Origin of the sequence: Megasphaera stantonii, assembly GCF_025567065.1 — a bacterium.
Lineage (GTDB): Bacteria > Bacillota > Negativicutes > Veillonellales > Megasphaeraceae > Megasphaera > Megasphaera stantonii.
In genome coordinates, this window is record NZ_JAOQKD010000010.1 from 1 (window position 1) to 15,128 (window position 15,128).

16 protein-coding genes are annotated in these 15,128 nt (G+C 57.1%); all 16 read right to left on the bottom strand.

The features are described from left to right. Positions 1 to 185: 185 nt before the first annotated feature. Complete coding sequence (locus OCV58_RS06875) at positions 186 to 1,052, bottom strand: CvfB family protein (protein ID WP_087477496.1); 867 nt, start codon at positions 1,050 to 1,052, stop codon at positions 186 to 188. Position 1,053: 1 nt separating this feature from the next. Beyond that, a complete protein-coding gene (gene rsfS, locus OCV58_RS06880; protein WP_087477497.1) occupies positions 1,054 to 1,431 on the bottom strand; it encodes a ribosome silencing factor in 378 nt (125 codons plus the stop codon). A gap of 27 nt (positions 1,432 to 1,458) precedes the next feature. Further along, a complete protein-coding gene (locus OCV58_RS06885; RefSeq protein WP_267312830.1) occupies positions 1,459 to 2,466 on the bottom strand; it encodes an LCP family glycopolymer transferase in 1,008 nt (335 codons plus the stop codon). Next, entirely contained in the window at positions 2,459 to 3,061 is a 603-nt protein-coding gene (gene yqeK, locus OCV58_RS06890) for a bis(5'-nucleosyl)-tetraphosphatase (symmetrical) YqeK (RefSeq protein WP_154877362.1), read from the bottom strand. Before yqeK ends, OCV58_RS06885 begins: the two co-directional genes overlap by 8 nt. Next, on the bottom strand, positions 3,019 to 3,660 hold the full coding sequence (gene nadD, locus OCV58_RS06895; protein WP_095629675.1) for a nicotinate-nucleotide adenylyltransferase: 642 nt from the start codon (positions 3,658 to 3,660) through the stop codon (positions 3,019 to 3,021). Before nadD ends, yqeK begins: the two co-directional genes overlap by 43 nt. After that, positions 3,647 to 3,808, bottom strand: a complete 162-nt coding sequence (locus OCV58_RS06900) for a hypothetical protein (RefSeq protein WP_162860315.1) — start codon at positions 3,806 to 3,808, stop codon at positions 3,647 to 3,649. Before OCV58_RS06900 ends, nadD begins: the two co-directional genes overlap by 14 nt. Beyond that, positions 3,808 to 5,055, bottom strand: coding sequence for a glutamate-5-semialdehyde dehydrogenase (locus OCV58_RS06905; RefSeq protein WP_154877363.1), 1,248 nt, complete (start codon positions 5,053 to 5,055; stop codon positions 3,808 to 3,810). Before OCV58_RS06905 ends, OCV58_RS06900 begins: the two co-directional genes overlap by 1 nt. 12 nt (positions 5,056 to 5,067) lie before the next feature. After that, a complete protein-coding gene (gene proB, locus OCV58_RS06910) occupies positions 5,068 to 6,198 on the bottom strand; it encodes a glutamate 5-kinase (protein ID WP_154877364.1) in 1,131 nt (376 codons plus the stop codon). Positions 6,199 to 6,210: 12 nt separating this feature from the next. After that, on the bottom strand, positions 6,211 to 6,504 hold the full coding sequence (locus OCV58_RS06915) for a YhbY family RNA-binding protein (protein ID WP_154877365.1): 294 nt from the start codon (positions 6,502 to 6,504) through the stop codon (positions 6,211 to 6,213). A 14-nt stretch (positions 6,505 to 6,518) separates the two neighbouring features. Continuing rightward, a complete protein-coding gene (gene obgE / locus OCV58_RS06920; protein ID WP_154877366.1) occupies positions 6,519 to 7,790 on the bottom strand; it encodes a GTPase ObgE in 1,272 nt (423 codons plus the stop codon). A gap of 181 nt (positions 7,791 to 7,971) precedes the next feature. Further along, positions 7,972 to 9,126 (bottom strand): S41 family peptidase, encoded by a 1,155-nt coding sequence (locus OCV58_RS06925; protein WP_154877367.1) that lies wholly within the window; start codon positions 9,124 to 9,126, stop codon positions 7,972 to 7,974. Positions 9,127 to 9,138: 12 nt separating this feature from the next. After that, entirely contained in the window at positions 9,139 to 10,335 is a 1,197-nt protein-coding gene (locus OCV58_RS06930) for a murein hydrolase activator EnvC family protein (protein ID WP_154877368.1), read from the bottom strand. Positions 10,336 to 10,338: 3 nt separating this feature from the next. Then, positions 10,339 to 11,226: a permease-like cell division protein FtsX gene (gene ftsX, locus OCV58_RS06935; protein WP_107195270.1), complete on the bottom strand. Its 888-nt coding sequence runs from the start codon at positions 11,224 to 11,226 to the stop codon at positions 10,339 to 10,341. Continuing rightward, positions 11,216 to 11,902 (bottom strand): cell division ATP-binding protein FtsE, encoded by a 687-nt coding sequence (ftsE, locus tag OCV58_RS06940; RefSeq protein WP_154877369.1) that lies wholly within the window; start codon positions 11,900 to 11,902, stop codon positions 11,216 to 11,218. Before ftsE ends, ftsX begins: the two co-directional genes overlap by 11 nt. 38 nt (positions 11,903 to 11,940) lie before the next feature. After that, positions 11,941 to 13,077, bottom strand: a complete 1,137-nt coding sequence (gene csaB, locus OCV58_RS06945) for a polysaccharide pyruvyl transferase CsaB (RefSeq protein ID WP_154877370.1) — start codon at positions 13,075 to 13,077, stop codon at positions 11,941 to 11,943. After that, positions 13,070 to 15,127, bottom strand: a complete 2,058-nt coding sequence (locus tag OCV58_RS06950; protein ID WP_154877371.1) for a DUF5693 family protein — start codon at positions 15,125 to 15,127, stop codon at positions 13,070 to 13,072. The genes csaB and OCV58_RS06950 overlap by 8 nt, the downstream gene beginning before the upstream one ends. Position 15,128 lies beyond the last annotated feature (1 nt).

A 15,128-nucleotide genomic window follows, 5' to 3' on the forward strand; every position in this document is an offset into this window, starting at 1 on the left:
CGGCGTGTTTTGGGCTACCATACGCCGTCAGAGCTATTTGATGCATTCCTCGATGAAGTTTATGCTAGTGAGTGTGTTTCCTGATTATGGTTGTTCAAATTCAACTTGCAATTTACCAGGCTAAAACAAAGGCGGCGTCGAAAGCCTTCCCTCTGCCGGGTCCGGTTTCAGCGCCGCGCCGCGTCTTATTCTTCCGTATCTTCTTTTAAGTACGTCCAGCCTTCTTGCTGGTAGATTTTCTGTTCCTTCATGAGATGGCCCAGGGCCCGCTTGAACGCAGCCTTGCTCAGGCCGAACTTCGTCTTGATGACCGCCGGCGCCGTCTTGTCGCCATAGGGCATCTTCCCCTTTCGCTGCTTGAGGAAGGCCAGGATTTTTTCGCTGTCCGGGTTGATGGCGTTTTCCTTAGTCTGGCGCAGGGAAATGTTGATGCGGCCGTCTTCGCGCAGGTACGTGATGCGCCCCTTGACCATCTGGCCGATGAGGATGGGGCCGCTGAATTCGCTGCGGTGCAGAAAGGCAATCCACCGTTCCCGCGTCATGAGGTAGGCTCCCTGGTCGGTCATGTTGTAGACCGCCCCTTCGACCCAGTCGCCGACCTTGGCGTCCGTCGCCGCCCTGGAGGCCCGGCGCATTTCGTCTTCTACTTCCATAGATACGGCCAGGCGATGGGACTTGTCTTCATACAGCTTAACCCATACGTATTCCCCTTCCTTGGGGCGTCCCTTCATTTCGGCAAAGGGCATGAAGATGCCCCGCTCCGTACCGACGTCGACGAAGGCGCCGAAGCGCGTCGTGTTGATGACCGGCGCATAGCCGATCTGGCCGACCTTGATTTTCGGCAGGCGCATACTGGCCGTCAGGCGGCCCGACGGGTCATGATACAAGAAGACCGTAACCTTGTCGCCGACATGGACCTCTTCGGTCTGCTGATTTTTATGGAGCAGTATGTCGTCGTTCGTATTGCCCGTGCCGCCGTTTAAAAATACGCCCATGTCGCTGGCGCGCAATACTTCCAGCGTGGCAATGCTGTTTTCCTGCAGTACCTGCATCTTACTCACCTTCGAACGGAATCCGTTCGGCGTCGCACCACAAGTTTTCCAAATCATAGTAGCTGCGGTCCTGTTCGACAAATACGTGAGCCACGACTTCGCCGGCGTCGATGAGTATCCACTTGCCTTCGCGGTAGCCTTCGACGTGGCGCACGTCGTAGCCGTGCTTTTCCATTTCTTCTTCAATGTTGTCGGCAATGCTCTGGGCCTGCTTGTTGTTGCGGGCGCTGCAGATGACGAAATAATCGGCCATCATGGACGACTGTTCCATGTCGAGGATGACGATGTTCCAGCTCTTTTTGTCACTAGCGGCCTGGGCCGCAATTTCATAGCTTTTCAGTTCTCTTTCTTCTTTCGTTGTCTTTATGGTAATTGGCATTCTGTGTTCTCCTTCTCTGACTCTGCCTTACGGCGTGTTGCTGGGCGGTTCGGGTGCCGGCGCGATGGCGTTGTTCGTCGCGCCGATGATTTTCTGCCCTTCTACGGGGTCGTAGCTCCACAGCGTTTTGCCGCCTGTCGCCCCGTCGTTGGTATTTTCGCCAGGCAAAATATAAAAATGAATGTCTTCAGCCGGCACGTGGCGGAAGCTGAAGGCCAGGGCCGCTATATCCTTTGCGGAAATATTCGAATCTACATTGTTCCAGAAGCGGTATAAAAACAGCATATTGGAAATGCCGAAGCGCTGCTGCCGGTCGGCGTAAAACAGCTTGACCAGCCGTTCCTGCCGCTGGGTCCGCGACAGGTAACCGTCTTCATCGATGTAGCGCATATAGCCCGCTGCTTCCTGCCCTGTCAAGGTCTGATACCCTTGGAACAGGTTGATATCCGTCGCGCCCGTTTCGTCGGCGTGGTACATGTTTTCTTCCACATACATGGGCAGGCCGCCGCTCATGTCGATCATCTTCACGAAGGTATCTTCGGAAAATTCGACATAAAAAGGAACGGGAATGTGAAACATGTCTTCCACGACGGCCTGAACGAGGGTCCGGCCGCCTTCGGTATACACGTCCTGGAGCTCCTGAATCCCCTTTTCCTTGCGGCCTTCAATCTTCGTATTGTCCGGCAGCATAATGAAGTCGATATGCTTCTTTTCCTTATTGACCGCCGCCAGGCCGACGAAGTTGACCTGCTGCGGCGTGTTGCCGTCGCGGCCGATGACCAGTACGTACAAGGGCGTATCGGGGCTGATCTGCTCAAAGGAACCTGACGCGCCGTTCTGCACGGCGTCGAGGCGGTTCTGAAACTGTTCGGCCCGGGACGTCTGGTAGTGCCGCCACGCCGTCACGGACAAGAACAGAACGGCCGCAACGGCGACGATGCCCGCCAGCAGGTGCAGTAGCTTTCTGCGCCGCTCCCGTTCGCCCGGCATAGTATGCTTTTTTTTCGGACGGTGAAACCATTTCTTCTTATCCATGATGGGTCCGATCCTTCTTCATCGATAAAATATGGGCATTCCGATTGGTCACCGTGCCGACGTAAATCATCTTGCCCTGCTCCAGCAGATGGAATATGGTCGAATCGTAGCCGGCCAGCACGGCTTTATCCAAGTCTTCCGCAGCTAGTCGGCGCAGCTTGTCCACGCCGTCGAAATCGCGGTTGACCTCGATGTAATCAGCCATAAAAATAATTTTTTCCAAGAGGCTCATATGCTCGGCCCCCGTCGTATGATGGGCCAGGGACGCTAAAAGGTCGGCGTCGTCGATGCCGTACTGTTCCCTGGCTATGGTCACGGCAGCGTAGCCGTGGAGCAGGCTGCCGATAGAAACGACCGTATCGGGCAAGGTAGTGCCGAAGCTTCGCCAGGCCAGCTTCTGCATGGCCGGCAGGTCCATCTGCTTGGCCGCGTCGTGCAGCAAGCCGGCAACCTCGGCCTGATCGACATCGCCGCCGTACTGCTCGGCCAGCTGGCGCGCCGCCTGGGCCACGCCCAGTACGTGCTGGTACCGGTGCTGGCTCAGCGTCGCTTTTAAATGTTCTTTAATGGTTGTCTTGAGTTCTTCGCTGTACATTGATATACTCCATGTTTTTCGATATATTCTATAACGACTTTGGGCATCATGTATCGGACGGACAGTCCGCTGCGTATACGGTGCCGCAGTTCAGTCGAAGAGATTTGCATAGTCGGTACGGTCAGCTTTAAAATGTGCTTTCCCAGCTCGCCGAAATGCTCGACGACCTGACCGATGGACTGCGTGCCGTCAGGCCGCGTCGCGCCGACAAACTGGCACAGCGAGAGGATTTCCTCCGGCTTGTACCACTGCGGCAGATCCTGTATCGTATCGGTTCCCGATATAAAATACAAAATATACGACGGGCCGTAAAATTCCTTTAAAAAGCGCAGCGTATCGACGGTGTACGACCGTCCCTTGCGGCGTATTTCCAAATCGCTGACGGCAAAATAGGGATTGTCGGCCGTCGCCAGCCTGGTCATGGCCAGGCGCTGCTCCGCCGTCGCGCCGTCTATATTTTTATTGGGCGTTATGTACGAAGGGATGAATAGCACCCTGTCGAGATGAAAGGTCTGCCGCGCTTCTTCGGCGATCATCAGGTGTCCCAGGTGAATAGGATTAAAAGTTCCCCCCATGATCCCCAGCCTAGTGATTTCCATGGTACAGATAAATTCCTCCCCACACCAGCGCCAGCGTCAGGCCGTATAACAACAGCCAGATGGCGTAGTGCTTGTATTCATAGCGAGTCTTCGGCGCTGACAGGTACTGCCGCAGCGTCCGCATGTAGGCCTGCACGACGCGCTTCATTACCGGATCTGGCCCTGACCGCGGACGACGTATTTATAGGATACGAGGGCTTCCAGCCCCATGGGGCCGCGGACGTGCAGCTTCTGCGTGCTGATGCCGATTTCCGCGCCGAAGCCGAATTCAAAGCCGTCGGTAAACCGCGTCGATGCGTTGACGTACACTGCTGCCGAATCGACGCTGCGCAGAAAGGCTTCGGCCGTTTCCGGATTGTCCGTTACGATGGCTTCGGAGTGATGCGTGCTGTAGCGGCGGATGTGCTCTAGCGCTTCTTCTAAGGACGACACGGTCTGGATAGACATGACGAGGGCGTTGTATTCCGTTTCCCAGTCGGCTTCCTCTGCGGCAAGGACGGCGCTGTCGACGCTGCGCGCTAGGTCGTCGCCGCGCATTTCGACGCAGTCCTGCTTCATGACCGGCACGAGCTTCTTCATCAGCGGGGCCAATACGCTTTCATGAACCAGCAGCGTTTCCATGGCGTTGCACGTCGACGGCCGGGACACCTTGGCGTTTTCGATGATGCGGACGGCCATGTCCAGGTCGGCGTCCTTGTCGACGTAGACGTGGCAGACGCCGCTTCCCGTTTCGACGCAGGGCACCGTCGCCGTTTCGACGACCATGCGGATGAGGCCGGCGCCGCCGCGGGGAATGGCCAGGTCGATGTACTGGCGCAGGGTCAGCAGCTCCTTCACCAGAGCCCGGTCCGTATTTTCCAGCAGACCTACGATGTCGGGATTGAGGCCCGCCGCTTTGAGAGCCTCCTTAATAACGGCAACTAAAGCCGTATTGGAATGAATGGCCTCGCTGCCGCCGCGGAGGACGCAGGCGTTGCCCGACTTGACGCACAGGGCAGCAGCGTCGACGGTGACGTTGGGCCGCGATTCGTAAATGATGGCGATGACGCCCAAGGGCACAGTCACCTTGCAGATATGCAGCCCGTTGGGCCGGTCCCATTCTTCAAGGCAGCGGCCGACCGGGTCGGAAAGCTCGATGACCTGGCGCACGCCGGCAGCCATATCGTGAATCCGCTGTTCTGTCAGCTTCAAACGATCCAGCATGGCTTCGCTCATGCCGTTGTTCCGTGCCGCGGCAATATCCAGGTGATTGGCTTCGATAATGCGGGCCGACTGCCGTTCCAGCTCGTCGGCTAAATACGCCAATGCTTTGTTTTTCGTATCCGTACCAACTAAGGCCAGCTCCTGGGCCCCCATTTTAGCCGCTCTGGCTTTGACTACTACTTCTGATTCCATAACAATCCCTCCTCACTGCATGACGACGAGGTTGTCGCGGTGAATGACTTCTTCATATACGCCTTCGTGGCCGAGAATCTTTTCGATGTCGTCGGTCTTGTGGCGCTTAATGGCTTCGACGCTTTCGCTGTTGTAGTTGACGATGCCCTTGGCAATGACGAGGCCTTCGTACATGACGTTGACGATGTCTCCTTCGTGGAACTCGCCCTCTACGGCGGCGATGCCTACGGGCAGCAGGCTGGAACCGTGCTCGACGAGGGCGTTGCGGCAGCCTCCGTCTACGATAAGGCTGCCCCGGGCCTTGCCTCCCGACAGGAGCCAGCGCTTTTTCGTATGCAGGTTCGAATCCTTGGCCGTAAACCAGGTGCCGACGTCCTCGCCCTGGCAAATGCGGCGCAGTACGCCGTCTTCACTGCCCGAAGCGATGACCATGTCAACGCCTGACGAGGTGGCAATGGACGCGGCCTGTATCTTCGTATACATGCCGCCCGTGCCGATAGACGAGCCGGCTCCGCCGGCAATGTCGTAGACGTGCTTGTCCACCTCCGTCACGACGGGAATGATGCGAGCCTCGGGATGGGTCTGCGGATTGGCCGTATACAGGCCGTCTACGTCGGAGAGGATGATGAGCAAGTCGGCTTCGATGAAATTGCTGACCATAGCCGACAAGGTGTCGTTGTCGCCGATTTTAAACTCGTCGATGGCTACGACATCGTTTTCGTTGATGATGGGGATGACGCCCATCTGCAGCATCGTCAGCAAGGTATTGCGAGAATTCATAAATTTCTTACGGTCCTGGGCATCCATGCGCGTCAGCAGTACCTGACCGACGTTCTGCCCGTATTCGCGGAACATCTTTTCATAAGTATGCATGAGGACGCCCTGCCCAACGGCGGCGACGGCCTGCTTTTCGCGGATCGTCTTGGGCCGCGCCGACAGCCCCAGCGGCCCCATGCCGGCGCTGACGGCGCCTGACGACACGAGGACCATTTCCTTCCCCTGATTTGCCAAATCGGCGATTTCCATTGCCAGCCGCTCGATGCGGTGGTAGTTGAGCTTTCCCGTCTCGTGGGTCAGGGTGCTCGACCCTACCTTGACGACAATGCGATTTTTCTTTTGCAGCAATTCCCGGTTACCGGCCATGTTATCCCAACCTTACATCGTAATAAAATCGAAGTGTGATTTTTCGTCTTTTTTCTTGAACAATACGCCGTAGTGGCCGATGACCTGCACCAGCTCGGCGCCCAGCATATCGGCCAGGTCTTCCATCGCTTCCCGCGTGTCCAGATTGGCATTGTTCAGGACGTGGGCTTTGATGAGCTCCCGCGCCGTGATGGCCGCTCTGGCGCTGTCGATGACGGCGTCGCTCAGCCCTTCCTTGCCGATCTGTACGACCGACGGCATGAGGCTGGCCATTGCTTTTAATTTCTTCTTATCTTTATTGTTCACTCTCGTTGCTCCTTTTATTCGTGATATTCAAATTCCATTTCGCAGATGCGGACGGTATTGCCGTCGCAAATGCCCTTTTCCTTCAGCAGCTTATCCAGCTCCATGTAGCGCCAGATGCGCTGGAAACGGCGCAGGGACTGGTCGTCGTCGAAGTTCGTCATGGCTACGAGGTTTTCAATACGGGGCCCCGTGACGACGAAGGCTCCGTCGTCGGCCCGCTTGACTTCAAAGTCCGGCTTGTCCTGCGCCTTGTAGACGACTTCTTCGGCGATTTCTTCCGGCTCTTCGACGTACGTTTCCAGCAGATCCCACAGCCGTTCGAGAAGGACTTCCAGCCCTTCTCCGGTCATGGCGCAGATAGGGTATACTTCCTGCCCCCGTTCGTCCATATAAGCTTTCAGCCGTTCCAGATTGTCCGAATCACCGAGCATGTCGATTTTATTCGCCGCAATGATCTGCTTTTTCCGCGACAGCTTTTCACTGTATTTGCGCAGCTCTTCGTTGATCTTTTCGTAATCCTCAATGGGGTCGCGGCCTTCCATGCCCGACACGTCGAGGACGTGGACCAGTATCTTCGTCCGCTCGATGTGGCGGAGGAAATCGTGGCCCAGGCCTACGCCTTCGCTGGCTCCTTCAATGAGGCCGGGAATGTCAGCCATGACGAAACTGCGGTGATCGTTCAGGTCGACGACGCCGAGGATGGGGTTGAGCGTCGTAAAGTGATAGGCCGCCACCTCCGGCTGAGCCGCCGACACCTTGCGCAGGATGCTCGACTTGCCGACGCTGGGATAGCCCAACAGGCCGATGTCGGCCAATACCTTCAGCTCCAGGCGGAGCCATCGTTCTTCGCCCGGTTCGCCCCGTTCGGCAAAGGTCGGCGTGCGGTTGGAGCTGGAACGGAAATGCCAGTTGCCCCGGCCGCCGCGGCCGCCTTTGGCTACGATGGCCTGCTGGCCGTCATGGCTCAGGTCGGCGATGATCTGGCCCGATTCTTCGTCTTTTACGATCGTCCCCAAAGGAACCGTAATGAGCAGGTCTTCGGCGTTGCGGCCGTAGCAGTTCGCCCCCTGGCCCTTGCCGCCGGGCTTGGCCTTGAACAGGCGGCGAAAGCGGAAGTCGACGAGGGTGTTGACGTTGCGGTCGGCTACGAGGACGACGTTGCCGCCGTGGCCGCCGTCGCCGCCGTCAGGACCGCCCTTGGGGACAAATTTTTCGCGGCGGAAGCTGCTCATGCCGTCGCCGCCTTTTCCAGACTGCACAAAAATTCTGGCTCTATCGATAAACATAATTCACCTCATTGAATACGAAATGTCTGAAAAGGACGCTATATACAGAAAGAGACACAGCATACATATACCATGTCTCCTGTCTATCTGTCCTGCTATATACACTTAAAACGGTACTGTTCAAATTTTAAAGCAAAACGGCTCGTCTGTAAAGTCATTTTGCCCAAGAAATTCAATTCGTTTACGGCTGCTGCAAGAGTTCCAGCCCTTTTTCCAGCTGATAGTCGACGGGATCGTTCGGCTGCAGGGGCACGACGACATCGGGCTCGATGCCCTTGCCTTCGACTTCCCGCCCCTTCGTCGTCCGATACTTGGCTACGGTGACCTTTACGGCGTCGTCCTTCGTAACGGGATAGACGCCCTGGACGGTTCCCTTGCCGAAGGTACGGACGCCGACGATGGGCCCCAGCTGCAAATCCTGTACGTCGCCGGCAACGATTTCCGACGCGCTGGCCGAATTTTCATTGACCAGCACGACGAGGGGAATGACCTCATCTGTCCCGTCGGCGACGAACTGCTGTTCCTGGCCGTCGCTGCTCGTATAGGACACGACGACGCTGTTCTTCGGCACGAAGTTGCTAGCCACCAGCGTCGCCTGGTCAACCAGGCCGCCGGGATTATTGCGCAGGTCGAGAATCATCTTTTTCATTCCCTGAGCCCGCAGGGACTGATAGGCTTCGGTAAATTCCCGGCCCGTATCCTCGCTGAACAAGGCGATGCGGATGTAGCCGATATCCGTCCCTTCGATCATCTCGCCGGCCGCCGTCTGCATGTGGATATTGCGGCGTATCAAGGTCATGTCCCTGTCGGCGCCGTCGCGGCGAATCGTCAGGACGACGGACGTATTTTCCGGGCCGCGGATGGACAGGGATACGTCTTCCAGCTCCATTCCCGCCGTCAGCTGGCCGTCGATAGCCATGATGACGTCGCCCCGCTGCAGCCCCGCCTCGCTGGCCGGGCTGCCGTCGATGACGCCGGCAATGAACACGCCTTCCTCGGCCTGGCTGATGTACACGCCGATGCCGGCATAGGAGCCGGTCATCTGCTCCGTAAACATCTTGAATTCGTCGCCGGTCAAATAGGTCGAATGCTTGTCGCCCAACGTGTCTACGACGCCCTTCATGGCCCCGTCGAGCAGGGCCTTCTTGTCGATGTCGCCGGCATAATGGTCCTCTACGACGGCAATGGTGCGGAAGAATTTAAAAATTCCCATATAATCGCCTGTCAGTTCGTACGACAAGGCGGCCAGCAGAAGAAGAACTGAGGCGACGACCGTCGTAATCCACTGGAAAAAGGGCTTTGCTTCCTGAAAAAAACGCTTCATAGACTCTTTCATCACAGCGCCGCCTTATAAGTAGGCCATGGGGTCTACAGGGTCCCCGTTGGAACGCACTTCAAAGTGAACGTGCGGCCCCGTCGAATTGCCCGTCGAGCCGGCATAGGCGATGGTCTGCCCTTTAGAGACAGACTGGCCGGCCGATACGGCCAGGGATTCGTTGTGGCCGTACAAGGTCGACAGGCCGTTGCCGTGATCGATGATAACGGCGTAACCGTAGCCGCTGATCCAGCCGGCTTCCACGACGTAGCCGCTGTCGGCAGCCGCTACGGGCGTGCCGTAATCGACGCCGATATCCATGCCGCTGTGATAAATAGTCGAGCCGAAAATAGGATGGACGCGGTAGCCGTACTGAGACGTAATGACTCCGTTGACCGGCCACATCATAGCTCCCGACCCGCTGACAGGCTGATAGCTCGTATATCCTCCTCCGCCCGCCGACTGCTGTGCTGCCGCTGCCGCCGCAGCTGCGGCGGCCCGTTCGGCCGCGCGCTGGCGGAGCATTTCGCCGATGGCTGCTGAAGACGCTTCCAATTCGCGGTACGCCGCTTCTGCCGTGGCCTTATCGTTTTCAGCCTGATACAGAATAGCTTGCTGTTCCTTCTTATGTTCTTCAATTTCAGCCTTCTTCTGTTCCGCTTCGGCCTTCAGCTGTACCTGATGCTGCCGTTCCGCTTCCAGTTCCTGCCGGGCCTGATGGATGATGTCCCGCTGTTCCCGAATGGACGAAATCAGCTCCATGTCGGCGGCGACGACCCGGCGCAGCAATTCGACGCGGTTGGCAAAGTCATTGAAGTCCTTGGCTCCCAGAATAACGTCGAGATAATTGAGCTGGCCGTGCATATAAATATCGCGGATGCGGACGCTGAACACGTCGAGACGCTTGTCCAGCTTAGCCTGTTCGGCCGCCAGCCGGGCTTCCGTATCCCTGATTTTGGCTTCCGTCTGGGCCAGCTGGTCGGAAATCGACTTGTATTCCGCTTCGGCGGCGTCGAGGCTTTCCTGGATGACCCGCAGCTTTTCAAAGACGCTGCCGATGACCGCTTCGGCTTCGTTTTTCTTTTGTTCCTGTTCCGCCATCTGCTGCTGCACGTCGGCCAGCTGGTTCTGCAAATCCTCGTCTTCGGCGAAGGACGCGAAGCACGGGCTCAGCAAGGCCGATATGACCATGGCAGCTACGTATTTTTTCTGTTTCGTAAACGTAACCATACCTTACACCTTCATATACCGCTTCAACGAAATCGTACTGCCGATAGCCCCGATGACCATGCTGAGGAGCAGGAGGACGCCCCCCATTTGATACATGAAGGGGTACATGCCGACCATGGGCAGGAACGCCAGAGTACGGTGAATCGTCACCGTAATGAATTCATAAAACTGCAGCAGGGCCAGGTCGGCGATGACGCCGCCGATAAAGCCCAGGAACAGGCCTTCCAGCAGGAAGGGCCAGCGGATAAACCAGTTCGTCGCACCGACGTATTTCATGATACCGATTTCCTTGCGGCGGGCAAATACGGTCAGGCGAATCGTATTGGAAATGATGAACAGCGTCGCAAAGGTCAAGAGGATGATCAAGGCAATGCCGCCCCAGCGGACGACGGCCGTAATCTGAAACAGCTGCTCGATAATTTCCTGGCCGTAATGGGAGCTTTCGACTTCCGGATATTCGGCGACAATAGCCGCCGTCTTTTTAACGGCTTCCGGATTGGTGAAGGTCAGCTCGTACGAGCTGGGCAGAGGGTTCTTCCCTTCCAGGGCATTCAGGATACCCGGCTGGTCCTTCATCCGTTCCTTCAGCTTTTCCATGGCCTGATCTTTATTGGTAAAGCTGAGTTCCTTGACATCGGGCAGAGCTTTCAGCCGGCGGCCGACGCTCATGACCTGGTCCGTCGTCAAGTCGTCCTTTAAATAGATGCTGATCTGCACCTGGCTCTCCAGATTTTCTGCAAAGTGATCCAAATTGGCGACGATAATCGTAAATACACCTAAGATGAAAAAGGACAAGGCGACTGTCGCAATGGACGCGATAGTCATGAAGCTGTTGCGCCAAAAAGACTTGACCGCTTCGGACACGAAGTAGCGCATCGTTCTAATCTTCATCACCGTATCCTCCCTTCTGTTCGTCCCGGACTACTTTGCCGTCGACGATTTCGATAACCCGCTTGTTCATCAAGTCGACCATCTGCTTATCATGGGTAACCATGAGGACTGTCGTGCCCATATGGTTTATTTTCTTAAACGTTTCCATAATATCCTTGGACGTGTCCGGGTCCAGGTTGCCCGTCGGTTCGTCGGCAATGAGCAGCAGAGGGCGGTTTACGATTGCCCGGGCGATGGCTACGCGCTGCTGCTCGCCGCCGCTCAGATTCTGCGGCAGGTCGTCGGCCTTGCTCAGCAGGCCGACCAGGTCGAGAACCGTCCGTACCCGCTCTTTAATGACCTTCCGCGGCGATTCGATAACTTCCATGGCGAAGGCCACGTTTTCCGCAGCCGTCTTATTGGGCAGGAGGCGGAAATCCTGGAAGACGATCCCCATTTTGCGCCGCAGATAAGGCACGCGGCTCTTAGGCAGCTTATTGACTTCTATCCCATCGACGAAGACCGAGCCCTGGCTGGGCAGTTCTTCGTGGGACAGCATCTTGATAAACGTCGATTTGCCGGCGCCGCTGGCGCCGACGACAAATACAAATTCGCCCTTGCCGATGTGCAGCGACACATGGCTCAAGGCTACGGAACCATTTTCATATACTTTTGATACGTCTTTGAAATCAATCATGGGAAACCTCTTTCCAAGTATCTGTGCAAACTGCGGCCCTAACGGCCGTCCGTATTTCTGCTCTTCAGGCGAGCCCGCAAACTGTCCTTTCCTTCGATAATCCGCAGGGCCAAATAAGCGTTGCGCAGCGACTGGCGGCGCAGGTGATTGAGCCGCGCCTTCACGTCCGGCGCAATGCCTCCGGCAGCCAGCTTCCTCGTCACGTCGGCGACAAGATCTCCGGCGGAAACCGTCTCGACGGTACCGCAGAGCTTCTCTCCGATGAGCTGGATAAAGCTGTCTATCTTCGGGTCATAGGAAATAGCCGTCACGGGCACCTCCATGAGGGAGGCGAACACCAGGGCGTGCAGGCGGTTGGCAATGACGGCGTCCATGCAGCCGATGAGGGACATGAATTCCACCGTATTATAGCCTTCCCGCAGGACGACGGCTTCCGTTTTCATCATGGCGGCAATATCCTCACCGGCCTTGACGTCGGCGGGATACTGCATGGGAATGAAGATGATGCGGGCATCCAGACGGCGCTGCAGCTCGTCGGCGGCCTTGGCAATTTCTTCTTTATACCCCGTCATCCCCTGCCAGTCGCGGACGGCGATGCCGACGCGGGTCCGGATGCCTGTGACGCCGGCTTTTTTCAGCAAGTAAAAGCCGATTTTCTTATCGACGGGATGCATGGAAAGGACGGCGTCGGCCGTGACGTGAACCGGCGGAACCGTCACGCCTAAAGACGCCAGCTCCCGCTTCGACTCGCTGTCGCGGACGCCGATGACCGTCGCCTGCTGCAGCACGCGCCGCACGGCCTGCCGGGCCTTCTTGCCCCGCACGGGACCTATGCCCTGAGCATAGAGCATGACGGGCTTACGGAAAAACAAAGCGATGCGCATGACCAGCAGATAGTAGTAGAGGCTGCGCGTGCTGGTCACGTCCTGAAGCAGGCTGCCGCCGCCGCTAATAAGAATATCACAGCGGCGAATAGCCGCTGCGATAGCGAAAAAGTTCATGCGGTGAACTGTATGTACGTTGTGATGTTTCCGGGTCGTCTGGCAGTTGCCCGTAATGACCGTAATCTCCACGTGGGGCATGATGTCCCGCAGGGAGCCGATAATAGCCGACAGCATGGCCTCGTCGCCGGCGTTGGCAAATCCGTAATAGCCGGAAATAACGACTTTACTCACGGGGCTTCACCTGCTTTCCCAGCCAGTTCGTAATGTACTCGAGGAAGGCGACGCCGCAGACGCCGACGACGCCTAACGGCAAGCCCAGCAGCCAGCCGTCGATGCCCCGGATAAAGGACATGAGGAAGGGCGTGCGGATGTGGGCAAACGTTTCGACCATAGAGCCGACGCCTATCGTCGCGGCCAGCACTAACAGGAAGTGCAGTATCTGCGGCCATTTGCGGTACATGGCGGCGACCATGAGGAAGAACGCCGGATGGCCGACGAGAAATTCCTTTTCCCGCGGACGGGCGTACATGGCGTTTTCCAGAAAACGGCGCAGCGCCACTTCAAAATCGGGCACGGGAACGCCTGCCGTATGGCCGCTCCGCCCGACGAAAATGAAGGCTACCATAGCCAGCATACCCAATAGGATGAGCGTCCCCATCTTGATGGGAATATTGAGGAAGTCCTTCGCAAAGGCCGCGAAATCCTGCGGCGAGGCAATCGTCCGGCCCCACAGGGGGAAGCGGAGCAAATAGCCTGCGGCTACCAACAGGATGGGCAGCACGAAGGTCAGCTTGACGCCGCGGTAAAAATCAAATTCCATAAAGAAGCGGATATTGCCGAGCATGGCCGCAATATACAAGCCGCCGATCATGGCAATCGCGACGGCGCAGGTCAGGCCGACGGCGCCGTCGCGGACGACTCGTCCGTACCCCAGGGGCGCGTCTATCGGCTTCTTTCTCCACCAATCCAGCAGGAGGAGCATGGCCGCTGTCGGCGACGCGACAGCACAGCCGATAGCCATGAGCTGCAGGAACAGGGCGCTATGAAACAGAGCCGTTCCCCCGGCTCCGCCGACGACTGCCAGCGCCAGGAGAATATAATTTACCTTTTCCGATAAGGGAATGAACAGGTTCAGCACGAAGACAAACCCGCAGGCCGCGGCCGCGGCCGTCACGGCCAGCAGCAGGGCGTTGGGATAATACCCTTCCATAATAGAGGCCCTGCCCAGCGCATAGCCCCGGTCTTTCAATTTCCGGGACGTTTCCTGAATATAGGACAGATTCGTCTCCGTCAGGTTCATGCCGTGAAGGGGCTTTTTATACAGGGGATACAAATTGACGCGGACGTTGCGCTCCAAATCGCTGATGTAAAAGCGCATGGCCGCTTCTTCCGGCGTAATCTTTTCCAGCTCTTCCTTGGACATGGCGTAAATACGCACCGTCTGATAATCGAGAAGGTCGGCCAAATCGTACATGCCGTCCTGACGGTCGTACTGCAGCTGGTTAGCCGCTTCGATCATGTAAAAGGGCAGGCCCTGGGCCTTCATATGCTCCGCCGTCACGGCCAGCATCGCTTTGCGCTGTTCCTTGTCCGGCGTATAGCCCAGCACTTCCTTGCCGACGAACATGATGCCCGACACGTCGGGAATATCCGCGGCCCGCTGGAAAAACTGATCAATCTGCTCTTTCGATACGTTGCTGTAATTCGTCGGCCGCAGGATGACGTGGAACCCGCGGGCCGCAATGGCCTTGGCGTCGGCCGACAAGATTCCCAGATTCGTATCGCCCAACGCCGGCATGGAGCCGCGCAGGCCTAAGATGCGGTATTGGGAATTGGCAATGACGCTGACGCTGTCCGCGCCGAGGCGGGTCTTCAGGTCTGCCGCAATTTCGTCGAAGTACGGGTCTTCCTTGTCCTTAGGCTGGCCGACGACGTAATAATCATAAGACAAATCGCCGATCTGCAGCTGCGGATAATACAGCTGGAAGCCCAGCCGCGTAATGAGCGATATGTCGCCCCGCTGGGTCAGCTTGTTCAGCGTCGTGTCGTATATGGTAAAGCTCGTAATGCCGGCCTGCCGGAATTTTTCCAGCGCCTCGCCGACGTCATAGCCGTCGTTGCGGACCATGCTGACGACGGCGTCGTAATCCATAGCCTGCTCGATCGTCATCGTCCGTTCTTCCACGGCGTAGCGCTGGACGCACATGTATATGGAGCAAAGGAGGCCGATGAGCACGGCGGCAATCATCAGCATGTTGCTGTAGCGATGTTGTTTTTCCATG